Genomic DNA, 23956 nt, shown 5'->3' with positions numbered 1-23956 from the left:
CCCGAGACATAGCGGCGGTGCCTGCATCGCTCCAATGCGCATAGCAGAAGTGATGCTGCAGAGCTGGCTGGCACAGGGGGGCATTGGATAGACTGATCCTTTGCCATCACCAAGAGAAGAGACATGAGCGACTGGAAAGAATTGACGCAGTTGAGCGTGGAGGTCAGCGACCATATTGCCGTGATGACGCTCGACAGCCCCCCGGTGAACGCCCTGACGCGCACGCTCAATGACGAGCTGACCTGGGCGTTGGATCGGGTCTCGGAAATGGACGAGGTCCGCGTCGTGGTGCTCACGGGGGCTGGCAAAGTGTTCTGCGCCGGCGCGGATCTCAAGGGCCGGGCAGATGTCATCAAAGGCCCCGGGGACCTGCTGGCGCACTCGCGGCGCACGCGCGAATGCTTCCATGCGATCCGCGAATGCGCCAAGCCGGTGATCTGTGCGATCAATGGCGTGGCGCTTGGCTCAGGCCTGGCGATGGCTGCATCGTCCGACCTGCTGCTGTGCTCGGACAAGGCATCGCTGGGCCTGCCCGAGGTGGATGTGGGTTTGCTCGGCGGCAGCCGCCATGCGATGCGGCTGTTCAACCATACCCAGCTGCGCCACATGATGCTCACGGGCTACCGTATGCCCGGCGCCGAGCTGTACCGCCTTGGCATCGTTCTGGCCTGCACCACTCCCGAAGAGCTGATGCCCACCGCGATGAAGCTGGCGGCCGTCGTCGCCTCCAAAAGCCCGGTGTCGACACGCATGGGCAAGCACACCATGAATGTGGTCGAGGACATGAGCCTGCGCGATGGCTACCGCTATGAACAGGACATGACAGCGCAGATTGCCAAGACCGACGATGCCAAGGAAGCGCAGCTCGCGTTCAAGGAAAAGCGCGCCCCGGTTTTCACCGGGCGTTGAGCGCAGGCGGAGCGCATGGCGCGCCCCACCTCGTCAGTCGTAGAGTCGCGTCGGGTTGTCCTGGAGCACCTGGCGCACCGCTGTGTCGCTCCCGGACCATTGCTTGAAGGTTTCCAGCAGCTGCCCGGCATCGGGCTCAGGCGTCACACGCAGGTGCGGCCAATCGCTGCCCCATACCAGCTGCTCGGGGTTGGCCTCCAGCAGCAGGTCGTGAAACGGCCGGGCACGCTCCAGGTCGGCATCGCCTAAGACGTTGCGGTAGGCGCACAACTTGACCCACACCGTGCCCTCCTCCAGCAAAGACAGCAGTTGGCGAAAGCCGGGCGCATCCACGCCCGCGGTGGCATCGAAACCGCCCATGTGATCGATGACCACCGGCACCGGCAGCTGGCGCAGGCGGGGCGCGATATCGGGCAGCACTTGGCAGTCGGTCCACAGCTCGGCATGCAGTCCTTCGCTGGCCAAGGTAGCAGCCATGTCTTCCAGATCCTGCAACGACGCACTACCGGCGAAGTTGCCGCTGGCGCTGCGTTGGCTGAAGCGCGCCGCACGCACGCCACGCGCGCGCAGCCCGCGCAGGCGCTCCGCGGCATGGGGGCGCAGCACGGCAACGCCGCGCAGCTGCGGCAAGGCGGCGAGCGTGTCCAGCAGCAAGCGGTGGTCTTCCCCATAGGCGCTGGGCTGCACGAGCACGCCGTGGGTCAGGTCCAGGCGCCCCAGCAGCGCCAGATAGTCGGCCTGCAGGGCTTCGGGTGGCGTATAGCTGCGGTCCTCGTTCAGCGGATAGCGCGCGTAGGGGCCGAACAAGTGGGCGTGGCAGTCCCAGCCCCGGGTGATCGCATCGCTCATGGCCTATTTCCTTGGTGTTGGGGCAAGGGGAATGCCGGCTGCTGGCCTTCGGGCAACGGAATCTCGTGGGCATTGAGCGTCATCGCCACCATGGTGTAGTAGCCGACCAGCGCCGTCAGCTCCACCACAGCGCGCTCGCCAAACACCTCCAGCGTCGCCGCGTAGGTGGCATCCGAAACCGAGCGCTGCTGGTTGAGCTCCAGCGCGAACTGGTACACCAGCTGCTCCTCCGGCGCGCGAAAGGGCGGCGGCGTCTGGGCCAGCAAGGCTTCGAGGATATCGGCCTCGATGCCGATCTTCTCCGATTCGCGCCGGTGCGCATACCACTCGAAGGGAGACTGGCAGGCGCGACCCGTCACCAAGATGGCGATCTCCGACTGCCGCTGCGTCAGGCTGGTGCGGTAGCGCAGCAGCGCACCGAGGGCTTGCCAGCAGTCGGCCAACTCGGCGTTGTGCAGCGCCGCGCGCAGCGGGCCCTCGATCTTGCCGCGCGGGCCGGACACGACCTTGTCGTAGACCTGGCGCTGAGCGGGTGACATGCTCTCTGGGGCGGGTAGGGAAATGCGGGGCATGGGTCTCCTTCGTATGCAGGTCATGGATTTCACCATGCATCCCGGCCGTCTCACCCCCCTGCAGCCGGCAAAGCTGTTATGCCTGCAGCGTGGATCGCCACATGCCGGCGTGCGCCTGTTCATCGACGATCTGCGCGATCTGCCGCGCCACGGCTGACGCCGCGCGGCCCGGGCCCTTGTTGCGGGCAAAGACCATGGAGACGATGCGCTGCAGGGGAGGATTGACGATGCGCGCGGCGCTGAGGCTGCCGTCTTGCACCTCGCTCCAGACGGCATGGATCGGTAGCACGGTGTAGAGCCCCTCCTGGGCGACCAGAGAGCGCATCAGCGGCAGCGAATCGGCTTCGATGACAGGGACCAGATTCATGTGCTCCTGGCGCGCCAGCGCATCCAAGGTCGTACGCAGGCCATTGGGAGCACCGGGCAAGATGAAGGGCAGATCGTGCAGCGCAGAAAAGTTCACCTCTGGTGCCGAAGTCAGCGCATCGCCTGCCGGACCGATCAGAAAGCTCTCCACGCTGGCCAGCGCCTGCTCCTGCTCGGGCACCGCATGGCTGTATCGATAGAGAATGGCGATGTCCACGCGCGCATCGGCCAGCCATTCCTCGACCTGGCCGCTCGAGCCTTCGAGGATCTTCAGGTGGATGCCAGGAAACTGCGCCCTGATCTGCTGGAACAGCCGCCCGACGATAGGTCCGGAGATGGAGGGCAGGGAGCCCACGGTGACACGCCCGGCGGGCTCGCGCGCCTCGCCCCGGATCTCGACTTCGAGCTGCTCGGCATCCGCCAGCAGGTTCTTCACATGGGGAAAGATGCGCTCGCCCACATCGGACAGTGTCACGCCGCGCCCGGTGCGGTTGAACAGCCGCGCGCCGCAGTCGCGCTCCAGCGCATTCAGTTGGCGGCTCAGCAGGGATTGATTGCTGTCGAGAAAAAGCGCGGCCCGCGTCAAGCTGCCAAGCTCGGCAATGGCCAAAAACGTGCGCCATTTTTGCAGGTTGGAGGCGATGTCGAGCTGGAGTGTGGTGGCTTTAGCGCTGCACATGGAATCGGAAAGAGGCATCAGGACAATGGCTGATTAAACCCCATGTGCTGCGCCTGCGCCGCGTCCGCCCCCCTCCGGCAGCAGGGCCATCCAGCGCGCGATTGCGCCAGCCACCGCGACGGGTTGCTCCACCACCAGCGCATGGCTGGCCTGGTCGATCACCTGCACCGTCACCCGCTGCGCGCCCAGCAGGTTCTGCAGCTCCGAGCGGCTTTCCGGCGGGCGCCAGGGGTCCTGTGCGCCTTGCAGGTCCAGCAGCGGCGCATTGGCCACCGTCCACCAGCGGTCCTTGGCCGGCACCGTGCCCGCCACGCGGTAGACCGCACGCAACTCGGGATGCCAGCCTTCGAGCCAGGCCCTGGGGTCGTTGCCCGCGGCGAAGAAGGCGCGCTGCAGATGGGCGATGCGCAGGGCATCGGGCTGGCTGGGGTCGGAGGCGATGTCCAGCGATTCCGCCATGCCTGCCGGAAACACCCGCGCTGCGGCCCCTGCTACGACCACGCCGCGCACGCATTGCGGGTGGTCCATATCGGCCACGCGCGCGATGAAATGGCCAAACGCATGGCCGACCAGCACTGCGCTGCCGCCGCCCAGCGCCTCTACGGTGTCGATCACGTCCTGCGCTAGCGCGTGAAGTGTGAGCTGCCTGACGGGCAGCGTGGTGCGCCCCATGCCGCGTGGCTGGGGCCGCAGCACGCGGTGACCGAGCAACGCCAGCTGCCGCGCCAGGGGGTCGAAATCCAGCGAATCGCGCTGCGACGACGGTAGCAGCACGATGGCCGGGCCCGCGCCGTTCTTGGGTGCGTCGATCACGACATCGATCTCGCCGGCACTGGTGCAGACCATCTCACGGCAGTGCAGCACCGCTGGGGGAATCGTCGCGTTCATGGCATCAATCCACCGTTGCGCCGGACTGCTTGACAATGCTGCGCCACTTGGGAATCTCGCTGCGCACCAGCTGGGCAAACTCTTCGGGGCTGCTGGAGGTCGGCTCAATACCCAGTTGGGTGAGCTGTTTGCGCAGCTCGGGCGTGGCCATGGCACGCACCAACGCGGCATTCAGTCTGTCGATCACGCCTTTGGGTGTGCCGGCTGGCGCCATGACGCCCAGCCAGTTCGAGACGTCGTAACCGGCCAGCCCCGACTCGGCCAGCGTGGGAATGTCCGGCAGCGAACTGAGCCGGGTACGTGATGTCACGGCCAGCGCGCGGGCCCGTCCGCTGCGGATCTGCTCTTCGTAAACGGTGTAGGAGTCAAAGGTCATGTCGACCCGGCCAGCCAGCACATCGGTGAGCAGCGGCGCACTGCCCTTGTACGGCACATGCACCATCTTCACCCCAGCAAGGTCATCGAACAGCGCACCCGACAGATGGCTGGAGCTGCCGTTGCCTGCCGAGCCGTAGGTCAGCACGCCAGGCTTGCTTTTTGCCAGCGCAATCAGCTCCTTGACCGTGCGCGCCGGCACCGCCGCGCCCACCACCAGCACCCGCGGGGTGGTGTGCGTCAACGCCACCGGCGCGAAGTCCTTGACCGGGTCATAGCGCAGCTTGGCATACAGCGCCGGGTTGATGGCCTGTGTGCCCATGGTGGCAAAAAACAGCGTATAGCCATCGGCAGGCGCACGAGCTACCAGCTCCGCAGCAGTCACGCCGCCAGCGCCTCCACGGTTTTCAACGACCACCTGCTGTCCCAGCTCGGATCCCAAGCGCTGCGCCATGCCGCGCGCCATCATGTCAGCGGCGCCACCGGCGGGGAAGGGCACCACCAGCCGCAGTGGCTTGTCGGGAAAGCCTTCAGCCCTTGCCAGGGACGGCACAGCGGCGTACAGCGCTGCTGCCGCCAGCGCCAGCAGCAACGGGCGTCGGCCTATGCTTGCGGCAGCGCTCGCAGGCGCAGCCAAGTTTTGCGGAAATGTCATGCCGGCTGTCTCCTCGTTATTGAAACCCTGCCACCGGGCAATCTGGGTTCTACCGTCTGGGGTGGTCTTTCGCGCAGTCTCAGCTACGCCAGCCCACGCCGCAGCCCTGCCCCTTGGGCAGTGTCAGGATGCCGTCTTGCACTGGCAGCGGCGTGAACGGGTCGTCTTGCAGATGCAGATGCTCCGACAGCTCGCAGGCATAGGGCAGCGCCTTTGGAATGCATGCCGCCTGCAGTGCCATGGCCTGCATCAGCGCCGGCCCGAACGCCGCACCGATGCGGCAGGCCACCTGGCCGCCCTCGCAGATACGCACGGCTTCGAGGAAGTGGCGCAGCCCGCCAAGGTTGGTGACCTTGAGGTTGATCACATCTACCACGCGTTCGGATACCAGCCTGAACACATCGCGCACGCTCTGCGCGCTCTCGTCAGCCTCGATGGCCACCGGCAGCGTCCGCGTCAGCAGGGCCAACCCGGCGATATCGGCCGCAGGCACGGGCTGCTCGATCAGCGCGATGTCATAACGCTCCATTTTGGAGAACGCGCTGATCAGCTGCTTGGCGTGGTACGACTGGTTGGGGTCGAGCGTCAGCACCACATGGGGCCCTACTGCCGAGCGCACGGCGGCAATGCGCTGGATGTCGGTCACCGTATCGCCCGCCAGCTTGAGCTTGAGCTGGGCATAGCCTTCGCCCGCCAGCCTTGCCGCGATGGCCGCCATTTCGTCAGGCGACTTGATCGGTAGAATGCGCGACAGCGCGACGCCATCGCGCATCTTGCCACCCAGCAGCACATGCACCGGCACGCCCAGGCGGCGTGCCAGCAGGTCATGCAGGGCCATATCGATGCCGGCCTTCACGGTGGGGTTGAAGGCCAGTGTGGCATCCACCTCTTCCATGATGGAGGCGATGTCGTCGGCACGCCGACCGATCAGCCGTGGCGCGAGGAACTCCAACACCGCCAGCGCGCCGGCGCCATGTGTGGAGATCGCGGGTATCGCATGCACATAGCCAAGGCCGATGTGACCGTCCTCGTCCTGCAGCTGCAGCACCGCCCCTTCAAGGCGCGGCACCTGCGCGCGTGCAAACTTCCATTGCGGATCAGCCAGCCCCTGGATGCAGGGCTTGACCAAAGCGTGGGTAATCTTCATCGCGTTCAGTCCAGCGTGATCTTCGCACTGGTGATCACACCGCGCCATTTATCAGACTCGGCCTGCATCAGGCTGCGGTACTCCGCTGGCGTCGAGGTGGCAGCGATCGCGCCTTGCTTGAGAAACCGCTCCTTCATCTCCGGCGAGTTGATGGCCGCTACGGCTGCTTCGCGCAGCTTGGTCTGCACGCCGGCAGGAAGGCCCTTGGGCGCAATCAGACCATAGGTGGTCTCCATCAGCACATTCGGCAGCCCCAGCTCCACCGTGGTGGGAACATCGGGCAGCTGCGGTGCGCGCGTCTTGCCCGCGACCGCCAGCACCACCAGGTTACCATTGGCGGCAAAAGGCAAGATAGGCAGCAGATCCACCATGGTCATCTGCACCTCGCCCGACAGTACCGCGCTGATGGCAGGCGCCGCGCCCTTGTAGGGCACATGCACGATGGCTGCGCCCGTCTCCTGCTTGAACAGCTCAAAGCCGATATGCGGCGTGGTGCCCGCACCTGCGGAGCTGTAGTTCAGGGTATTGGGCGCGGCCTTGGCCTTGGCAATCAACTGCTCCAGCGAGGTGATACCGGACTTGCGGTTCACCACGATCACGCTGGGTATGCGCGCCGCCAGCGTGAGAAACTCCAGGTCGTCGAGCGAGTAAGGTACTTTCGTCAGGTTGGGCATGCCGGCCAGCGGGCCCGGCGCGACCAGCGCAAATTGGTGGCCGTCCGCTGGCGACTTGGCGGTGGCATCGACGCCAATGGTGCCGCCCGCGCCCGCCCGGTTATCAACTACCACCGGCTGCCCCAGGGAAGCTGCCATCTTGGTTCCGATCATGCGCGCGATGGCGTCGGTCGGGCCGCCAGCCGCATAGGGAACGATGAGCTTGAGCGGCTTGGTGGGCCAGTTGTCGGCCCACGCGTGGCCGCTTGCGAGCAAGGGGCCGATAGCCGCCAAGAGGCTGGCAAAAGTACGTCTATGCATGGTCGTTGTCTCCTTTTGCACCAGTCTATGCAGAGCCTTGCGCCCAAGTAAGACCCTTGCATCGCAAGCCTGCTATGTGCCTTGAAGCATCTCAGCCTTGCGCGCGCACCGGCTAGGCGCACTGCCAATGCCGCCCTAAAGTCCAGGCATTGCATAGCTGACTGGAGTCTTTCTGATGACCAATGCCAAAGTGGCTTCTGGCCCGTTGTCGCACCTGCGGGTGCTCGACCTGAGCCGTATTCTTGCGGCGCCCTGGGCTGGGCAGATCCTGGCCGATCTGGGAGCTACGGTCACCAAGGTGGAGCGCCCGGGCGCCGGCGACGACACGCGCTCCTGGGGCCCACCCTTTCTCAAGGATGCCGAGGGCAAGGACACCAAGGAGGCCGGCTACTACCTGGCGGTGAACCGCGGCAAGCGCTCAATCACCGTGAGCCTGGACACCGCAGAAGGACAACAGATCGTGCGCGACCTGGCCCTGCAGTCGGACATCGTGCTGGAGAACTACAAGGCCGGCACGCTCGCGCGCTATGGCCTGGACGAAGCCAGCCTGCGCAAGATCAATCCACGGCTCATCTATTGCTCGGTCACTGGATTTGGACAGACCGGTCCGCGCCGCGACCAGCCCGCCTATGACTTCCTGATCCAGGCCATGGGTGGCCTGATGAGCGTTACCGGGGAGCGCGACGGCCAACCGGGCGGCGGCCCGCAGAAGGTCGGTGTGCCCATCGTCGACCTGATGACCGGCATGTATACCGCAGTGGCAGTGCTCGCGGCCGTGGCGCGTCGCGATGAAAGCGGCGTTGGCGAATCGATCGACATCGCCATGCTCGATGTACAGGTGGCGATGCTGGCCAACCAGGCCATGAACTACCTGGTGTCAGGCAAGACGCCTCAGCGCAACGGCAATGCGCATCCCAATATACAGCCGCAGGATGTCTACGCCTGCGCTGATGGCGATGCCATCCTGGTGGTCGGCAACGACGGGCAGTTTGCCAAGTTGTGCGATGTGCTGGGCCACGCCGAGTGGGCCCAGGACGAACGCTTTGCCACCAACGCACAGCGCGTGCGCAACATCACCGCCCTGTCGGCGATGCTGCGCCATGAATTGGCCCAGCGCCCGCGCGCCGAGCTGATAGCGGCGCTCGACGGCGCGGGCGTGCCCTGCGGCGCCATCAACTCGGTGCCCGACGTGTTCGAAGACCCGCAGGTCAAAGCCCGCGGCATGCTCCACTATGTGCCGCATCCCAGCGGCGTGCAGGTGCCGCAGGTGGTAAGCCCGATGCGCTTCTCCGAGACACCATTGCAGGAGCAAATGGCCCCACCGCTGCTGGGGCAGCATTCGCGCCAGGTGCTGGAGGAGCTGGGCTATTCGGCCGAGCGCATCGACCAGCTGCTGGCCAGTGGTGTGGTGTAGCCTCTGAACCGGCCAATGCCATGCGCGCCAGCGCCGGTGCGCTCTTCTGTCTTCACTTCCAGGTTTTCTATGCAACTGCACTGGTCCCCCAAATCGCCGTATGTCCGAAAAGTCATGATCTGCGCCCATGAGCTGCAGCTGACGCAGCAGCTCCAGCTGGTCCGCTCCGTGGCCGCGATGCTCAAGCCCAATGCAGCCCTGATGCAGGACAATCCGCTGTCCAAGATCCCGACACTGATCCTGGACGACGGCCGGACGCTGTTTGACTCGGTCGTCATCTGCGAATACCTGGACGATCTGGCCAGCGGCTCGCTGTTCCCTCGGGAAGGCGACGCCCGCTGGGCGGCGCTGCGCTGGCATGCGCTGGGTGACGGCCTGCTCGATGCGCTGATTCTGTGGCGCAACGAGCGCGAGCGCGCCGTGCCGCTGGCGGCCCTATTGGCCGCGTTCGAGCACAAGACCCGCGCCAGCCTGGATCTGCTGGAGGGCGAGGTCCCGGCGCTGGAGGCGCGCGCCTTTGGCATCGGCCATCTGACCCTCGTCTGCGCGCTGGGCTACATCGATTACCGTTTCGACACGCTGGGATGGCGCGAACAGGCACCGCAGCTGGCGGCATGGTTTGCGAAGATGCAACAGCGCCCATCCGTGGCGGCTACCGAGCCGGTGGACGGCTGATCGCACGCAGTGTGTGGGACTCCATTTGTCTGAATCATCGCCAGGACGAAGGGCCTAGCAAACGGTTCATCGATACGGCTGGCTCGATTCCCGGTTCAAGGCCCCAAAATCCGAACGTAACGGCAATCTCATGGAGTGCTACGGCGATGGCTTACGCCAAGGAATTTTTTGATCTCCAGATCTACTTCGCCAGAAAGATCGCGGTACTGGCGAACCTGAAGCTGGAGACGGCCCTGCTCGACTACACGAATTTCTACGTCCGACTAGTGGGCGGTCGAGATTTCGACCCCCACCACCCCAGATGGATGGCCTACATTGCGGGGCTGAAAGACCATCCGGACCTTGGTGCATGGACCTACCATGTCTACACCCAGCGTCCGCACCTTGACCGTCCCGACTCGGTGATCGCAACATTCGGCTGTTTTTCGTATGCTTTGGGGGAGCCGGGTCAGATCAGGCTTCACTTCCACAACGACGACCACAGTTTGCAGGGACCCTTGAGCGACGAACGCATGGGGTTGCGCTTATCGGAGCTCGCTGCACTCGTGGCCCATGTTCGCGCCGAGCAACCATCAGCCAGGCAGATAGCGGGTGTCTCCTGGCTCTACCACTTGCCAACCTACAAGCGGCTGTTTCCTCCGCCTTACACCGCGCACGCAATGGTGGCCAGCAACCGATTTCGCAACATGCCACTGTGGGGCCAGTTTTTGAACCGCCACGGCGGCGTCCGAAAGAGCGCTGCGGCAGCGTTCCTTCAGCGGGTCGACAGTCAAGCCAGCGCAGACAATCCCGCACAATGCTTTCCGCTACTACCACTGGCCACTTCCGCACCGGTAGACGTCTTCCACGATTTCTACCAATCGCAACTTGCCACCAGGTTTTAGTGCTGCCAAGCCTTGCGGTAGGACTCAGGGGAACACCCAGACCACGCGTGCATGCCCCTCTGTGAACCATCCCTTCACTGCCGGCTCCTTCTGATCTTGGCGCACACCCCCCACCCTTTCGCAACCCCACCCCCGCCAAAGCCACACCCCAACCAGGGATTGCCACCCCGCCCTAGCCACAGAAATGGTTCTCATTTAAGATAAAAGATATATCTTACACACGGATTGAACACACCATGCCCTTACAACTGAGCCTTCCCACTTCCCCTTCGCCCGAGCTGTTGGCCGCGCGTGCGCCTGAGCGGGCGCGCCATGAGATCAAGCTGCGCCGCACCACCGTTGCATCGGTGGAGCAGCTGACGCCGCATATGCTGCGCATCCGTTTGCAGGGTGCCGACCTGGCGGGTTTCAGCAGCCTGGGCTTTGATGACCATGTGAAGCTGCTGTTTCCGGATTCCAATGGCGAGCTGCAGCTGCCGCCACCCGGCAGCGAAGGCCTGCCGCCCGCGATGCGCGAGGCGATGCGGGACTACACGCCCCACTCTTACGATGCGCAGGCGCAGACCTTGGCGATTGACTTTGCGGTGCATGAGGCCGGCCCTGCCACTGCCTGGGCGCTGCAGGCGGCCGCTGGGCATGCACTGGGTATTGCGGGGCCGCGTGGCTCCTTCATCGTGCCCACGGCGTTTGATGGGCACCTGCTGATTGGTGATGATGCGGCGCTGCCAGCGATCACGCGCCGCCTGCGCGAGCTGCCTGCCGGCACCCAGGCGGTGGTGGTGGTGGAGGTGAATGACGCAGCCGACGAGCAAAAGCTGGACAGTGCTGCCGACCTGCAGGTGCATTGGGTGCACCGCCAGGGCCAGCCAGCTGGCGATGCGCAGCTGCTGCTAGCGGCTTTGCGCCAGATCGATGCGCCCGCTGGCGATTACTACAACTGGGTAGCGCTGGAATCGACGGCCGCCAAGGCGCTGCGTGCAGCGCTGATTGCCGAGCATGGCGCCCACCCCAAATGGACCAAGGCAGCGGCCTACTGGAAGCGTGGCAGCTCCGGCGTGCATGAAGTCATTGAAGAGTGACCGCACACATCCATTATTCAGGATAGGCGCGCAGATAGCCCAGCAGCTGGACGATGCGCGCCTTGGTCAGGCTGTTGCGGTACTCGCTGCGCGACAACGCTGAGGAGCTGCCAAAGTCCTGGGCGTTCCAGGTGCCGTCGATAAAGGCGGCCTCGCTGGTCATAAAGCTCAGCCAGTTGCGCTGCGCGGCGCGCAGCTTTTGCGCGCCGGTGGCGCCCACCTTGGCCATCAGCGCACGGTAGGTCTGGTTCAGCTCCACATCGAGTTGCTTGGCATAGGCGCTGCTGGCGCGCAGCATGTCTGCCGTCGTGTTCTGGTTGCCGATGGCCGCCTCCAGCGGCTGGATGCGCTGCTCAAAGGCGGCCAGGCGGTCGGGGGCATCGGGGTTGTCCACGGCCTTCGCGGCTGTCGATACCAATATGGCAGCGCCCAGGCAAGCGGCGCGCATCCATAGCCAGCGGGGCTGGCGGCGGTGGTTGAAGACCATGAACATCCTCCTGATGAGTGCTTAAAAAATGGGCAGCGGGATCAATTGACCTCGCTGGCCGCAATACCTGCATTGCCGGACTGCGGGGCCGCCGTGCCAGACGGGGTGGCGCGGCGCCAGACCATGCCGCCATCGGCCGTGGGTACGGGTTGGCCCACGGTACCGGACGACACCGGCGAGACGACCACACCGCGCTCAATCGGCGGTGGGTTGCCCGCGGGCTGGCCCTGGGGCGCACTGGCGCTGCCGGGGAAGGCCGGGGCAGGAGAGGCGCTGGCCGGTGCCGGGTTGGAAGGCGCAGGGTTGGACGACGCGCCAGGCACCACGACACCGGGTTGCGGCTGGCTCGGATCGGCCGGGCGCTGCGCAGGCATCTGCGGCTGCTGCGCTGGAGATGGGTTGTTCTGGAAGACGGGGTAGTCGCCCTCGCCGCTGGGGCCGCGCGGGCCCGCGCCGCCCTGGCCTATCGGCCGGGCCTCGGGGTCGTCGATGATGGGCGCATCACCGGGGTTGCCGCGATCGGGCAGCTCCTGCATCGCAGGCGGCTGCTCAAACGGATCGACCGGTTGCTTGTTGTCGCCAAAGCCCAGCATCCAGCTGCGCAGGCGCTGCACAAAGGTGTTGTTCTCGGCCGGCATCTCAAAGCGGGCCTGTGCCTGCACCAGCTTGGCGCGCTGCGATGCGGCGGCCACCTCGGCCACCACAGGCAGTGCACTGTGGGCGCCCTGGCCCCAGTAGTCGTTCAGCTGCACACGGCTGTCGTTGAAGCCGACCCAGGCGCCGCCCACCCAGTCGGGGTGCGCCAGCATGAACCAGCCGTCGGCATTGTCTTGCGTGGTGCCGGTCTTGCCCACCCAGTCGCCGCTGACGCCATAGCGCGCCACACCCCGGCCCGTGCCCTTGGTGATGACGCCGCGCATCATGTCGATCAAGGCGTAGGTCACGCCGCTGTCCAGTGCCACCTCCGGCGCGGGTGGCTCAAACTCGGCCAGCACTTTGCCCTCGCGGTCAGTAATGCGGGTGACCATGACGGGCGCGCGGTAGCCGCCGCCGTTGGCCAGGGTGGAATAGGCGGTCACCATCTCCTGCAAGGTGACCGGGCTGGTACCCAGCGCCAGCGACAGCACATCTTCAAGCTTGCTGTCGCGCACACCCAGCGCCCGCGCCAGCTTGGCCACCTTGGCGGGCCCCACCTTGGCCATCACCTGGGCGGTGATGGTGTTCTTGGAGTAGGCCAGGCCGTCGGCCAGGGTCATCGGTTGGTCAGAAGGCGGGCCGCCATCGGTGGGGCGCCAGAACTGCCCACCGCCCAGCGGAATGCGCACGGCCTCATCCATCAGCTGGTCGGTGGGCAACGCGCCATCCTGCAGCGCTGCGCCATAGACAAAGGGCTTGAAGGTGGAGCCGGGCTGGCGGCGCGCTTGCGAGACATGGTCAAAGGGGTCGATGGCAAAGTCGCGGCTGCCCACCCAGGCCAGCACATGGGCGTTGCGTGGGTCCATGGCCATAAAGCCCACCTGCACGCGCACCTTGTCCTGGCGCAGGTTGGCCATAAAGTCGGCATCAGCCAGCAGGCGCTGCAGCGCTTCGTCCTTGTCCTGGCCATCGGCCACCGCCTGGCGATAGACGGCGCTTTCGCGCACAAAGCTTTGCACCAGCGGGTTCTTGGCGGTCCACTGGTTGCGGTTGCTCCACAGGCCATTGGCGGTCACCTGCAACTGCCGGCCCTGGCGCACCACGGCCTGGTTGGCCCATTGCTGCACGCGCGAGTCGATGGTGGTCTGCACCACCAGGCCATCGGCATAGATGTTGTAGTCGTTGGCGTCGGCCCATTCGATCAGCCACTTGCGCAGCGCCTGCGCAAAATGCGGTGCCATGCCCACGGCCTCGTCCTGGCGCTCAAAATCCAGCTTGATGCCGCGTTTTTTGAGGGTCTCAAAATCCTGGTCGCTGAGCTTGCCGTGCTTGTTCATCTGCGCCAGCACGGTGTTGCGGCGCTGCTGGGCCCGCTCCGGGTTTTGCACGGGGTTGTAGTAGCTGGTGCCCTTGAGCATGCCCACCAGGGTCGCCGCTTCGAGCACGCTCAGCTTCTGGGCGGGCTTGTCAAAATAGGTGCGTGCGGCCATCTCGATGCCAAAGGCGTTGTAGAGAAAGGGCACGGTGTTGAGGTAGGTCTCCAGGATCTCGTCCTTGGTGTAGGCCGATTCGATCTTGTAGGCGGTCACGGCCTCCTTGAGCTTGCGGTTGAGCGAGCGGGCGCGGCCGATTTCCTCGGGGAACATATTGCGCGCCAACTGCTGGGTGATGGTGGAGCCGCCCTGGGGCCGGCCCATCGCCGTGTGCAGCACTGAGCCAAAGGTGCGGCGCCAATCGAGCGCGCCATGCTCATAAAAACGGTGGTCTTCGGTGGCGATCAGCGCATTGATGACGTTCGGTGAAATGTCCTTCAGCGCCACCCATTCGCGGTTGGCGCGCTTGTACTGGGCCAGCACCTTGCCATCGGCCGACAACAGCTGGGTGGGGGCCTCGACCTTGTTTTTCTGGATATCGCCGATCGACGGGGTGAGCGGAATCAGCAGCAGCACATAGAGCAGCAGCAGCACCGGCAAGGCTGCCACCGCCAGCAACCATTGCTTTTTGCTGCGTGCGGCCAGCCAAGGGCGCAGGCGCCGGGCCAGCCCGGGCAAGGCGCCCGCTGCGCGGCGCAAGGTGTTCATCAAACCGGAGAGAAGGGGGATCGCCATGGAAGAAGTCTGCAAAGCCTGGGCCGGCAGCGCGCTGTCCGCACCGCTGCCTTGGCCAAGGCGCCATTGTCGGGCAGGCACGGTTTCCCCACCTGTCGGCTGTGCAAAGCAGACTGCAAACCATGTAACAAATGTAGGGGGCGGGCAAAAGCTATAGAAATGGGACAAGACCGAATTTCGAGCGTTTTGGCAGCATTAAACGGCACGTTGCAGAAGAATATTGCCTGCAGGTCTTGCCACCCCAGCAATACCGCCCCCGCAGGCCAGCGCGGGGCAGGCCAGCATCACTCCATGAACCAGCCGTGGCTCACGATCATTGACTGCCCCGTCAGCGCATTGGTGGGGAACGCCGCAAAGAACAGTGCCACGCGTGCCACATCGTCCACGGTGGTGAACTCGCCGTCGACGGTGTCCTTGAGCATCACGTTCTTGATCACATCGGCCTCGCTGATGCCCAGCTCCTTGGCCTGCTCGGGGATCTGCTTGTCCACCAGCGGCGTGCGCACATAACCCGGGCAGATCACATTGGCGCGTACGCCTTGCGGGCCGCCCTCTTTGGCGACGACCTTGGCCAGGCCTTCGAGGCCATGCTTGGCCGTCACATAGGGCGCCTTGAGCTTGGAGGCCTCCTTGGAATGCACTGAGCCGGTATAGATGATGCTGCCGCCACGGCCCTGCGCATACATGTGCTTGATGCAGGCGCGGGTGGTGAGGAAGGCGCCATCGAGCTGGATGGCCAGCATCTTCTGCCACTCCTGCAACGTAAAGTCCTGCACCGGCTTGACGATCTGGATGCCGGCATTGCTCACCAGGATATCGATGCCGCCATAGGCTTTCACTGCGGCTTCGACAGAGGCGTCGACCTGGTCTTCCTGCGTCACATCGACCGCCAGGCCCATGGCGGTGCCGCCCTTGCTGGCAATATCCTGGGCCGCCGCCTCGGCTGCTTCCTGCTTCAGATCGGCGATCACCACCTTGGCGCCCTGCTGCGCATACAGATCGGCGATGGCCTTGCCAATGCCACTGGCGGCGCCCGTCACATAGGCCACCTTGCCTGCGAGTTGCTGAACCATTTCTTCATCCTTTCGACCGGAAAAGCGGTCACAAATAGCCAGTCTCGCGCTGCGCTGCAGCATGCTGCCGTAGGAGAGCAAGCCGTTTGCATGACAATCACCAAACCCTTGGCGCTGCCCCTGCCATCCGGCAAGGCGCTGCGCCCACCCCGCCGCAGCCCCTACACTTGCGTTTTTGCCAGACTCTTCGAACAAGACCATGAACATCACCAAAGACTGCGCCGTCACCATCCAATACAAGGTGACCGATGCGCAAGGCAAACCGCTGGACAGCGGCAACCTCGCCTACCTGCATGGCGGCTATGAAAACATCTTCCCCAAGGTGGAAGCTGCGTTTGAGGGCCAGGCTGTGGGCTTTAGCACCAGCGTGGATCTGGCAGTGGAAGATGCCTTTGGCGTGCGCGACGAGAGCCTCGTGCGCGTGATCCCCAAGAGCGAGTTCCCACCGGGCGTGAAGGTGGGCGGCCAGCTGCGCGGCGCCAATGACCGCGGCGAGCCCCAGGCCTTCTATGTCAAGAAGATCAAGGGCCCGGAAGTGCACCTGGATGGCAACCACCCGCTCGCCGGCCTGGCGCTGCGCTTTAGCGGCAAGGTCGTCGATGTGCGCGCAGCCAGCGAAGAAGAGATTGCCCACCGCCATGTGCATGGCGCGCACGGCCACCACCATTGATACTGCCGCGTAGCGGGCCGGTGCAGTGCACGGCCCTCTTGGCGTTGTTGATCACCCCAGCGGCTCACGCAAAGGCCTAGCGTGCAGGCCGCTTTTTCATTGGAGCAGCGACCCCATGACCACCCTGATCGAGCCCCGAACCGCCCGCCTGCAGCTGCGCCAATGGCAGCCGCAGGACAGGGAGGCCTTTGCCGCGATGACGGCGGACCCCGAGGTAATGCGCTACTTCCCCGCGCCGCTGACGCGGGCGCAGAGCGACGCGATGGCAGACCGCTGCGAGGCGCTGATGGCCGAGCGCGGCTGGGGCGTCTGGGCGGTGGAGCGGCTGGAGGACCAGCAATTTATCGGCATCGTCGGCCTGCATGTGCCCCAGGCCGAGCTGCCTTTTTCTCCCTGCGTCGAAATCATGTGGCGCCTGGCGCGCCATGCCTGGCACCAGGGCCTGGCCACCGAGGCCGCGCGGGCGGCACTGGCCGTCGGATTTGACCATGTAAAGCTGGCTGACATCGTGGCCTTCACGACCACCAGCAACCTGCCATCGCAAGCACTGATGGAGCGCCTGGGCATGGAGCGCGACCTGGCAGGCGATTTTGCGCACCCTGCCTTGCCTGAGGGCCACCCATTGCGAGCCCATGTGCTGTATCGCTTGTCCGCTGCAAAATTCGCAGCAACCTAAACCTTGCACTGCGCGGCCGCCATGACCGGCTGCTGGGGATGGCTCGCCGTGTTTCAAGCCAACCGCCGCCCTGCCCCGCCGTCCGAGCGCGCACCCAGCAGGCTGTAGGACGCTTGATCTTTCTCAGGGCTTTTACGCATATTGACCATGTCGCAGCCTTTGTTGCAGTTTTGCGAGTTAGGATGTGATCAACAAGGTGCCGCAAGGCGATGGCCTTCGCTGCATCCGGTTGCTATAGCTGGGCTGCCGCCCAGCATGTTCGAGAAAGGAGCACATCCATGCAAGTTCAAGTGCACGCTGGTGACAATGTTCAAGGCGGAGAATCCCTCTCCCAATGGGCACAAACCGAGGTACAAAACAAGCTTTCGCGCTTTCGCGAATATGTGACCCGGGTGGAGGTTTACCTCACCGATGTGGACGCCCTGAAAAACGGCGGCAAAGGCAAGCGCTGTGTGATGGAAACACGGGCTACCGGGCGCCAACCCCTGGCTGTCAACGCCGAGGCCGAAAAGGTCGCCGAAGCCTTCAACGCAGCGCTGGAAAAACTGCACCGTGCTTTGGACACCGACATCGCCAAGATGCGCGACAAGAGCAACCGCGAAACCATTCGTACCGGCACCGATGAGGATGTCGAAGCCTAAGGGCTGAACCGGGCCAGCACCGCCCACCCTTCTGAGCAAAGCACCGCCTGGCGGTGCTTTTTTGCGTCTGAGGCTTGCTGTTTTCGCGGCCCTGGCACCCACCAGCTGCGTGGTTTGCAGCTCGGGCGCCCGCGCAGTCGGTCGGTGCAGTGCAAGCGCTCGCAACACCACCCAAGCAAAAAAACTTCGCCAACACCAGACTGGCTGCGCCTACGCCGGCCCACGCGCTCGGCACTCGGCAATCCGCACCCAGCCCCTAGGCGCCAAGCGCCGGCCGCCTTGGCAGGGACCTGAATAACGCTGCAGCGCGCATGTCTGCCGGCGTACAGCGCCCATGGCAGAACACAAGGCAGCTACCGGCAGACAGAGGCGGACACAGGACAGCGCGAGCGCGCCTGCTCTGGCGCTGTGCCCTCCTCCAACGGCCCTCAATGCTGCCCTCCATCCGCAGAGCTCGAAAAAGCTTGGGGCACGAACGCAGCAACGCCGAATCACGGTCGTTCAAATCCACTGAATGCACTGTTCAGACCAGGCGTTCAGACGCCGAAAAACCAGTGGATATCTTCATGCGCTCAGTCTATTGATTTGCACACAGCTTATGCACATTTGAAAAATTTCTCTGTCAAATTTTCTGACCGGGAAGATATCCACAGGTAGATGTGACTTGAGAGAAGCTATGTTTGGAGTGGCTTCAGCAAATAAAAATAGCTATATGCCGCACATATGTCGCATAACTGCCCGCAATTTTCACTTAAATATCCGCATTGCTGAGCCGTAGGACTTGAGCATGGCATGCAATGTATACACATACTTTTCCACATTTTTTGATCTTTATCGCCTATTTATTAAGCATTTATACGATGGAAAGTTATTTCTTAAGCACTGTGCATAAGAATACAAGTGACTCGCTTTAAACAGGAAATTTACAGAACCCTGTGGGTAACTCGAAATTCTATGGATCAATTTATCCACAATCCATGCTACAGCCACCTTCACATGTCAACATGTGGATAAGTCATCCGGGGAAAAGTGCTTGTCGTTTTATCGCATAAGTCCTTTACTTATCCACAAATTTGCGCCATCGTAGAGGGAGGCTCCTGCCATGCCTATGTGCATAACCCTCCACCACCAGACTCTCATATGGTGAAATATCCCACGATGTGAGATATTATGCACAAGCACGATAAGGATAACTTGTTGAAAAAGCAAGCTCCCTTTTCGGCAGTTTTGCATAAAAATTAGGCATTCGTTCGTATATGCTCGCCTTGTAGTGCTGTCATTGATTTGAATTGAATCGCTTTTGATTTCAGTTTATTTGAATTACTCAAATTGAAATTTGGGCTTTGTCGTTAGGGGCCCAGGATCCAGCGCACTCCGGTCTGAGATGCCGTCAATCACCGTCATCGCCCTCTGCGCCAGCCGCTGGGGGCTGGCAGAAATCAGCCTAGCGCCATCCCTCGATCTGCGCTTGCGTCAGAAGGTCCCGGTCGAACGTGCTTGTTCGATGCCAAACACGTGCGCAATAGCCGGTGAATACCAAAACACTGCGTCGAAAGCGCCCGAATCAGCGACGCCCCTCGTTGCGCTGAGGGCGCGACGACCACCCGCGCGCTTGTTGGGCCTGGCGATGGCTGTTGACTGCATCGCTTGATCGCCTGGCACAGCAGAAACGAAGAAAAGACCGGTGCGGGCAAATACCGGAATGCGCCGATCCTCCCCAGCGGCGAGCTCCGCCAACCGTCGGCGCCGGACTGCCGTCCCGGCGCGACGCCACGATCCCATCAGGCGCGAGATGTCCACAGATGTGGCGCATCGCGGGCAGCGGCCTTCATCGTGGGTGTGAGGCGCACCACTGCCTATGCGAATGGCGCTGGTCCGCTGTTTTGCACATGCAGTTTTTGGAGGCCTGGCGAACGTCTCTTTGCCCAAAAGTCAGCCCCAGGCAGATGGCTTTGTATCCCTAAGCGGCCGTTGCTAGCCAGTAAGTTGTTGTTTTTATTGGGTATCTTTTTGGAAAGACGGTGGACCCTCAGCGGCCACCTCCGGAACCGATGGGAGGAGCCCCAAAAGAGCTGTGTATAACAATCGGTACAAGCCCCTAACAATCCCCTAGTTATCCACAGATAGAAGCCCGACCGCGAACTTGCTCCACTACCATGCACCGGAAATAGCGTCCGGTGTCCACAGACCAATAGTGCAGTAGATATTTGTTTTGTAACGATAAAAAACTTATCCACAATTTAATGGGCCAAACTCTCCGGCATCCAAAGTGGCCGATCGCCGCCTAGGTATTGTGGACAATATTTGCGGCCCAGAGTTTCCTGCGCACAGCAGTCCAGCGGGTGCTACCATTTTGTGCTGATCACTGAGTGATTGTGGATAAGTTATTAATTATCAATCACTTGGTGAGAATTTGAGATTGAAGAATGGCTGTGGATAATGCGCATGGTCGTATCAGCTTATCCACAGAAATATCCCAGATGCCGGACTTATCCACTTCGCAGTGACAAGGATGAAGGGGTACCATCAACATGGTTGGAAAAATTTCAAGCGGTTGACAGCATTGGGCTTAATGGACTTACCCACAGAAGGTGGGGCCCTTCTACTACTATCTACTATTCTTTTAAAGAAAATAAAAGAAAAACCAAAGGCAAGCTCGGCAAAGTTTCATATCTTGAAAATTTTCAGACTGTGAAAAGTCAAGCCTCTTCGGCAGAAGTGAGCGGGGCAGAGCAGTTCTCAAAATACGCAGCACATCACCTCAGCATCCCTCTCCCCTATGGACGAGGGCATCCTATAACTTGGGGTGCTTGGTCGCAGCACTGTCGTACTGACCCAGAGTTCGATCACACAGAGAGGGGCGCTGTGCGCAAATGCACAGCCCAGCATAGGTGTTAGCTATACTTTTGGATATGCGTGGCGAGTGCGGATGCCGCTTTGCGCGGCATATGGCGGGATGAGAAGGCGGCATTGATTGGTGCGGCTGCCGCCTAGGTGTCGTTGCGCAGCAGGGAACGCATCGCAGCGGATCGCCCCGCAGGCCCTGCAGATCCGTCCACCAGGCCGCTGGAGCCTGCCCAGGCGTTGATTGGCGCTGGGTAGAGGGGTCAAGCGGGGTTGGGAGTGGTTGGGGCCAAGGATGGCTTACACCGTCTCTGCCGGCCGTGAATGGCCGTGAGAGTGTTCTATAGCCTTGGTATCTTTTGGCAGGTGGTGGTCGTGCAATGGATCAAGGAGCTGGACCCTCATCTGCGATAACTGTATTTTTATACAGTCATCGGTATGGCTTCTTGCCACAGCCCGTTTGACCTGTAGCCCATTCGACACCGCCAGCCTCTCAAGCGCCGCTATGGCTGCGTAGAGGCCCCGAACGGCGTTTCCAGCCCATAACCCCTCAGACAGGCAAAAAAATACCGCCAGATGGCGGTATGAAGGGGAAGAGGGGGGGTTATGGGGCGATCAGAAGTGGCGCGCGTAGCGCAGCTGCACAAAGTTCTCGCCAGGGTTGGGACGCTTGATCGAGGCGTTGGACAGATGCTCCAGACGCACCGACCATTCATTCTCGCGGCGCATGCCGGTAAAGTAGCCCACGCCGATGTGGGTGCCGAAATTGAAAGCGGTCGAGAAGCGCTTGTCGCGGCTTTCATAGAGCTTGCTGGAGACATAACCGCCGAGGCCCGCTTCAACAAACCAGGGGTACTGGCTCTTACTGTGAAAGCGCATCGTGGGCACGAGGCCAACCACAGCAATGGTGCGGCTGCCTTCTTGCTCCATGCGGTCGGAGTTCCAGGCGGACAGGCTCATGTCCCAATGGGCGGTGACCGCATGGCCCCACCAATAGGTCTTCCAATCCATTGGGATGGTCGAGCCAATGGTGAGCGCACGCGCGTCACGTTCGGCAACCCCTGCTTGCAGGTACAGGGTGGGGCTGTTGCGCTTGTCGGCAAACTGCGCTTGGGCAGAGGCACTCCAGACAGTCAGCGCGCACAAGCCGATAGCGGAGAGGAGAGGGCGGTATTGCATTAAATAATGTTACACCTGGACCACAGCAGCTTTTGTCAGCAAAAGCAGGATGTTGTCTGTATGCAACCGCTGACGCTGTCACGGGCATATACACAGGCACAAAAAAGCGCAGCTGGTCAGGGCTGCGCAGGAGGGGTTGGAGAGGGAGACAGATGCCAGGAGGCGGGCGGTTGCCCTATTTACTGTCCATAGGTGGAACAGTCTGTTTCGGATTGGGGCCTTGATGGCGCTGGCCATGCGGGCCCTTTCCGTCCGGGCCGCGTCCGCGGCGCTCATGCATCTTCAAGGTTTCCGCATCAAAAGTCTTTTGCTGCTCAGGCGTCAAGGTGGCATAGAAAGCCTTGGTCGCCTGGTTGCGCTGGTCCATCGCAGCCTGGTGCTTGGCATGCATGGCCTGCATCGCGTCAATACGCTCTGGCGTGGTCATCTTGGCAAAGTCTGGACGCTCAGGGCGGTCACCGGGGGCCGGGCGCTGGGGCTTGACGGCCGTCATATAGCTGGTCCAGGCGGCTTCCTGGCTGGCATTGAGCTTGAGCGAGGCCTTGAGTGCCTGCATGCGTTTGGCCATGTGTGCCTCGCGTGCTTCGGGGCCATGGGCCTTTTTGGCAGGGGCGGGGGCGCTTTGTGTGGTGGGGGCTACTGCGGGGGCAGCCGGGGTTTGGGCGAAGCTGGAAACCGACAGGCTGGCCAGCATGGCGGTCACGATGGCGCTGCGTTGTAAGAGAGACATAGTGGTTCCTTTCCGGGTTGTGATGTCTTATGCGATGTCTGCAGTGTCCGCCTGCCATGTAATAGCGCTGTCACTGGCCGGTATGGCTGTGTAAAGAATTAGCAATTTTGGTTGTGTGGCTTTGGGAGAGGCAAGCGCTGCTGCTACCAGCGCCCACCCATCCCAAACCCGGTTTTTTGCCTGGCGCATCGGGCTGGGACGGGCCCGATTCGCGGCACAATGGACAGCAGATCAGTGCGGCACACCAGGGCCGCTTGTGTTTTTTAAAGGGCTGCTGCGCAAGACTGCAGCCCCCCAGAACAAAGGAATGGCATGTTCAAGAACATGATTTTTTACCGCATCTCCGAAACCTGGCAGCCGGATTTGGTCGCGCTGGATACGGCCTTGGCCAAGCAGCAGTTTGAGCAGTGCGGCGCTACCCAGGAAAAATCCACCGGTTGGGTGCCTCCGCGCGGCGAGGAGCACGGCGCGATGGTCGAGTCGGTAGGGGGCCAGTGGATCTTGCGGCTGATGAGCGAGAGCAAGATGCTGCCCGCCAGCGTGCTCAACCGCAAAGTTGATGAAAAGCTCGCCCATATCGAAGCCCAGGAAGGCCGCAAGCCCGGCAAGAAGGAAAAGCAGGAGCTCAAGGACGAGTGCAAGCTCGATCTGCTGCCGATGGCCTTTACCAAGCAGGGCGGGCTGTGGATCTGGATCGATCCGCAGGCGCGCCTCCTGGTGCTGGACACGAGCAGCCAGGGCCGTGCCGACGAAGTGATCACCATGCTGGTGGAGGCCTCGCCCGGTTTTGCGGTGGCGCTTATCGACACCCAGAACAGCCCCCAGGGGGCGATGTCTGCCTGGCTGCACAGCTACGACGCGCCGGCGGGCTTCAGCATCGACCAGGAGTGCGAGCTCAAGAGTGCCGATGAATCCAAGGCGGTCGTGCGCTATGCCCGCCACCCGCTGGGCATCGACGAGATCCGCGAGCATATCGACCAGGGCAAGCTGCCCACCAAGCTGGCGCTGACCTGGGATGACCGGGTCAGCTTTGTGCTGACCGAGGGCCTGCAGCTCAAGAAGGTGGCCTTGCTTGATGTGGTGATGGAAGGGGCCAGTGAGGATGGCGGTTTTGACGCCGATGTGGCCATTGCCACCGGGGAGTTCAGCCAGCTGATTCCCGACCTGATCCAGGCACTGGGCGGCGAAGGCCGCACCGAGCTGGGCCAGCTGCCCGACCGGGGCGACAAACCCGCCGCAGCGGCCCGGGAAGGGGCTGCAGCGCCCGCCAAGCCGATGAGCCAGGGGGTAGGCGCTGCCAAGCCATTCCAGGCGTCTGGCAAGCCTGGCGGCATGCAGACCGGGCCCAAATCGGCACCGGTGGACCAGGATCCGGATTCCAGCCCTTTCTGATCTGGGCCAACCGCAGAAACGATAACGCGCTCCCAGGAGCGCGTTTTTTATGCC

At 62.8% G+C, this 23956-nt stretch carries 21 protein-coding genes; 9 read left to right on the top strand and 12 right to left on the bottom strand.

The annotated features are described in order from the left end of the window. Positions 1 to 123: 123 nt before the first annotated feature. Positions 124 to 909: an enoyl-CoA hydratase/isomerase family protein gene (locus DCO45_RS08040; RefSeq protein ID WP_116925358.1), complete on the top strand. Its 786-nt coding sequence runs from the start codon at positions 124 to 126 to the stop codon at positions 907 to 909. Positions 910 to 942: 33 nt separating this feature from the next. Here the strand turns inward: DCO45_RS08040 and DCO45_RS08035 are convergent, their stop codons facing one another. From DCO45_RS08035 to DCO45_RS08005, 7 genes are all read right to left on the bottom strand, one after another. After that, positions 943 to 1758: an amidohydrolase family protein gene (locus DCO45_RS08035; RefSeq protein ID WP_116925357.1), complete on the bottom strand. Its 816-nt coding sequence runs from the start codon at positions 1756 to 1758 to the stop codon at positions 943 to 945. Continuing rightward, the gene (locus DCO45_RS08030) at positions 1755 to 2330 is read right to left on the bottom strand and encodes a carboxymuconolactone decarboxylase family protein (RefSeq protein ID WP_116925356.1); all 576 of its coding nucleotides are present in this window, start codon (positions 2328 to 2330) and stop codon (positions 1755 to 1757) included. The genes DCO45_RS08035 and DCO45_RS08030 overlap by 4 nt, the downstream gene beginning before the upstream one ends. Positions 2331 to 2406: 76 nt before the next feature. Beyond that, positions 2407 to 3375 (bottom strand): LysR substrate-binding domain-containing protein, encoded by a 969-nt coding sequence (locus tag DCO45_RS08025; protein ID WP_116925355.1) that lies wholly within the window; start codon positions 3373 to 3375, stop codon positions 2407 to 2409. Between the two features lie 33 nt (positions 3376 to 3408). Beyond that, on the bottom strand, positions 3409 to 4263 hold the full coding sequence (locus DCO45_RS08020; RefSeq protein WP_207788058.1) for an alpha/beta hydrolase: 855 nt from the start codon (positions 4261 to 4263) through the stop codon (positions 3409 to 3411). A gap of 4 nt (positions 4264 to 4267) precedes the next feature. Then, positions 4268 to 5293 carry a tripartite tricarboxylate transporter substrate binding protein gene (locus DCO45_RS08015; RefSeq protein ID WP_116925354.1) on the bottom strand — a complete coding sequence of 342 codons (1026 nt, stop codon included), beginning with the start codon at positions 5291 to 5293 and terminating at the stop codon, positions 4268 to 4270. 79 nt (positions 5294 to 5372) lie between these two features. Then, positions 5373 to 6440 (bottom strand): enolase C-terminal domain-like protein, encoded by a 1068-nt coding sequence (locus DCO45_RS08010; RefSeq protein WP_165841154.1) that lies wholly within the window; start codon positions 6438 to 6440, stop codon positions 5373 to 5375. Positions 6441 to 6445: 5 nt separating this feature from the next. Continuing rightward, the gene (locus DCO45_RS08005) at positions 6446 to 7414 is read right to left on the bottom strand and encodes a tripartite tricarboxylate transporter substrate binding protein (protein WP_116925352.1); all 969 of its coding nucleotides are present in this window, start codon (positions 7412 to 7414) and stop codon (positions 6446 to 6448) included. Positions 7415 to 7589: 175 nt separating this feature from the next. On the opposite strand from DCO45_RS08005, the gene DCO45_RS08000 reads away from it, so the two are divergent. From DCO45_RS08000 to DCO45_RS07985, 4 genes are all read left to right on the top strand, one after another. Next, positions 7590 to 8828 (top strand): CaiB/BaiF CoA-transferase family protein, encoded by a 1239-nt coding sequence (locus DCO45_RS08000; RefSeq protein WP_116925351.1) that lies wholly within the window; start codon positions 7590 to 7592, stop codon positions 8826 to 8828. Positions 8829 to 8843: 15 nt separating this feature from the next. Continuing rightward, positions 8844 to 9503 (top strand): glutathione S-transferase family protein, encoded by a 660-nt coding sequence (locus tag DCO45_RS07995; RefSeq protein WP_347707642.1) that lies wholly within the window; start codon positions 8844 to 8846, stop codon positions 9501 to 9503. A gap of 146 nt (positions 9504 to 9649) precedes the next feature. After that, on the top strand, positions 9650 to 10387 hold the full coding sequence (locus DCO45_RS07990) for a hypothetical protein (RefSeq protein WP_116925349.1): 738 nt from the start codon (positions 9650 to 9652) through the stop codon (positions 10385 to 10387). Between the two features lie 236 nt (positions 10388 to 10623). After that, positions 10624 to 11466 carry a siderophore-interacting protein gene (locus DCO45_RS07985; RefSeq protein ID WP_116925348.1) on the top strand — a complete coding sequence of 281 codons (843 nt, stop codon included), beginning with the start codon at positions 10624 to 10626 and terminating at the stop codon, positions 11464 to 11466. A gap of 13 nt (positions 11467 to 11479) precedes the next feature. Here DCO45_RS07985 and DCO45_RS07980 read toward each other — a convergent pair whose 3' ends face one another. The 3 genes from DCO45_RS07980 to DCO45_RS07970 all read right to left on the bottom strand — a co-directional run bounded on the left by DCO45_RS07980 (position 11480) and on the right by DCO45_RS07970 (position 15770). After that, a complete protein-coding gene (locus DCO45_RS07980) occupies positions 11480 to 11953 on the bottom strand; it encodes a lysozyme inhibitor LprI family protein (protein WP_165841153.1) in 474 nt (157 codons plus the stop codon). Between the two features lie 41 nt (positions 11954 to 11994). Beyond that, entirely contained in the window at positions 11995 to 14697 is a 2703-nt protein-coding gene (locus DCO45_RS07975) for a transglycosylase domain-containing protein (protein ID WP_116925346.1), read from the bottom strand. A gap of 284 nt (positions 14698 to 14981) precedes the next feature. Further along, positions 14982 to 15770 (bottom strand): 3-hydroxybutyrate dehydrogenase, encoded by a 789-nt coding sequence (locus DCO45_RS07970; RefSeq protein ID WP_021027177.1) that lies wholly within the window; start codon positions 15768 to 15770, stop codon positions 14982 to 14984. A gap of 199 nt (positions 15771 to 15969) precedes the next feature. Between DCO45_RS07970 and DCO45_RS07965 the strand changes: the two genes are divergently transcribed. The 3 genes from DCO45_RS07965 (at position 15970) to DCO45_RS07955 (ending at position 17757) form a co-directional block, all read left to right on the top strand. Next, entirely contained in the window at positions 15970 to 16440 is a 471-nt protein-coding gene (locus DCO45_RS07965) for a peptidylprolyl isomerase (protein WP_021027176.1), read from the top strand. Positions 16441 to 16555: 115 nt separating this feature from the next. Further along, entirely contained in the window at positions 16556 to 17116 is a 561-nt protein-coding gene (locus DCO45_RS07960) for a GNAT family N-acetyltransferase (RefSeq protein ID WP_116925345.1), read from the top strand. Positions 17117 to 17394: 278 nt separating this feature from the next. Further along, positions 17395 to 17757, top strand: coding sequence for an HPF/RaiA family ribosome-associated protein (locus tag DCO45_RS07955; RefSeq protein ID WP_021027174.1), 363 nt, complete (start codon positions 17395 to 17397; stop codon positions 17755 to 17757). 3459 nt (positions 17758 to 21216) lie between these two features. Here the strand turns inward: DCO45_RS07955 and DCO45_RS07950 are convergent. Both DCO45_RS07950 and DCO45_RS07945 read right to left on the bottom strand, forming a co-directional pair. Beyond that, positions 21217 to 21780 carry an acyloxyacyl hydrolase gene (locus tag DCO45_RS07950; RefSeq protein WP_116925344.1) on the bottom strand — a complete coding sequence of 188 codons (564 nt, stop codon included), beginning with the start codon at positions 21778 to 21780 and terminating at the stop codon, positions 21217 to 21219. A gap of 175 nt (positions 21781 to 21955) precedes the next feature. Next, on the bottom strand, positions 21956 to 22510 hold the full coding sequence (locus DCO45_RS07945) for a Spy/CpxP family protein refolding chaperone (RefSeq protein ID WP_116925343.1): 555 nt from the start codon (positions 22508 to 22510) through the stop codon (positions 21956 to 21958). A gap of 312 nt (positions 22511 to 22822) precedes the next feature. Here DCO45_RS07945 and DCO45_RS07940 point away from each other — a divergent pair, with 312 nt between their 5' ends. Then, on the top strand, positions 22823 to 23902 hold the full coding sequence (locus DCO45_RS07940; RefSeq protein ID WP_116925342.1) for a recombination-associated protein RdgC: 1080 nt from the start codon (positions 22823 to 22825) through the stop codon (positions 23900 to 23902). Positions 23903 to 23956 lie beyond the last annotated feature (54 nt).

The organism is Comamonas sp. JNW (genome assembly GCF_003105075.1).
Taxonomy (GTDB): Bacteria; Pseudomonadota; Gammaproteobacteria; order Burkholderiales; family Burkholderiaceae_C; genus Comamonas; species Comamonas squillarum.
The sequence above is the reverse complement of the archived record's forward strand: the minus strand, read 5'-3'. Positions and strand labels throughout refer to the sequence as shown.

What these genes read in the sequence shown, in the direction of transcription:
- DCO45_RS08040 (WP_116925358.1), top strand. Translation starts at nt 124, where the DNA reads ATGAGCGACTGGAAAGAATTGACGCAGTTGAGCGTGGAGGTCAGCGAC.
- DCO45_RS08035 (WP_116925357.1), bottom strand. Translation starts at nt 1,758, where the DNA reads ATGAGCGATGCGATCACCCGGGGCTGGGACTGCCACGCCCACTTGTTC.
- DCO45_RS08030 (WP_116925356.1), bottom strand. Translation starts at nt 2,330, where the DNA reads ATGCCCCGCATTTCCCTACCCGCCCCAGAGAGCATGTCACCCGCTCAG.
- DCO45_RS08025 (WP_116925355.1), bottom strand. Translation starts at nt 3,375, where the DNA reads ATGTGCAGCGCTAAAGCCACCACACTCCAGCTCGACATCGCCTCCAAC.
- DCO45_RS08020 (WP_207788058.1), bottom strand. Translation starts at nt 4,263, where the DNA reads ATGAACGCGACGATTCCCCCAGCGGTGCTGCACTGCCGTGAGATGGTC.
- DCO45_RS08015 (WP_116925354.1), bottom strand. Translation starts at nt 5,293, where the DNA reads ATGACATTTCCGCAAAACTTGGCTGCGCCTGCGAGCGCTGCCGCAAGC.
- DCO45_RS08010 (WP_165841154.1), bottom strand. Translation starts at nt 6,440, where the DNA reads ATGAAGATTACCCACGCTTTGGTCAAGCCCTGCATCCAGGGGCTGGCT.
- DCO45_RS08005 (WP_116925352.1), bottom strand. Translation starts at nt 7,414, where the DNA reads ATGCATAGACGTACTTTTGCCAGCCTCTTGGCGGCTATCGGCCCCTTG.
- DCO45_RS08000 (WP_116925351.1), top strand. Translation starts at nt 7,590, where the DNA reads ATGACCAATGCCAAAGTGGCTTCTGGCCCGTTGTCGCACCTGCGGGTG.
- DCO45_RS07995 (WP_347707642.1), top strand. Translation starts at nt 8,844, where the DNA reads ATGCCATGCGCGCCAGCGCCGGTGCGCTCTTCTGTCTTCACTTCCAGG.
- DCO45_RS07990 (WP_116925349.1), top strand. Translation starts at nt 9,650, where the DNA reads ATGGCTTACGCCAAGGAATTTTTTGATCTCCAGATCTACTTCGCCAGA.
- DCO45_RS07985 (WP_116925348.1), top strand. Translation starts at nt 10,624, where the DNA reads ATGCCCTTACAACTGAGCCTTCCCACTTCCCCTTCGCCCGAGCTGTTG.
- DCO45_RS07980 (WP_165841153.1), bottom strand. Translation starts at nt 11,953, where the DNA reads ATGGTCTTCAACCACCGCCGCCAGCCCCGCTGGCTATGGATGCGCGCC.
- DCO45_RS07975 (WP_116925346.1), bottom strand. Translation starts at nt 14,697, where the DNA reads ATGGCGATCCCCCTTCTCTCCGGTTTGATGAACACCTTGCGCCGCGCA.
- DCO45_RS07970 (WP_021027177.1), bottom strand. Translation starts at nt 15,770, where the DNA reads ATGGTTCAGCAACTCGCAGGCAAGGTGGCCTATGTGACGGGCGCCGCC.
- DCO45_RS07965 (WP_021027176.1), top strand. Translation starts at nt 15,970, where the DNA reads ATGAACATCACCAAAGACTGCGCCGTCACCATCCAATACAAGGTGACC.
- DCO45_RS07960 (WP_116925345.1), top strand. Translation starts at nt 16,556, where the DNA reads ATGACCACCCTGATCGAGCCCCGAACCGCCCGCCTGCAGCTGCGCCAA.
- DCO45_RS07955 (WP_021027174.1), top strand. Translation starts at nt 17,395, where the DNA reads ATGCAAGTTCAAGTGCACGCTGGTGACAATGTTCAAGGCGGAGAATCC.
- DCO45_RS07950 (WP_116925344.1), bottom strand. Translation starts at nt 21,780, where the DNA reads ATGCAATACCGCCCTCTCCTCTCCGCTATCGGCTTGTGCGCGCTGACT.
- DCO45_RS07945 (WP_116925343.1), bottom strand. Translation starts at nt 22,510, where the DNA reads ATGTCTCTCTTACAACGCAGCGCCATCGTGACCGCCATGCTGGCCAGC.
- DCO45_RS07940 (WP_116925342.1), top strand. Translation starts at nt 22,823, where the DNA reads ATGTTCAAGAACATGATTTTTTACCGCATCTCCGAAACCTGGCAGCCG.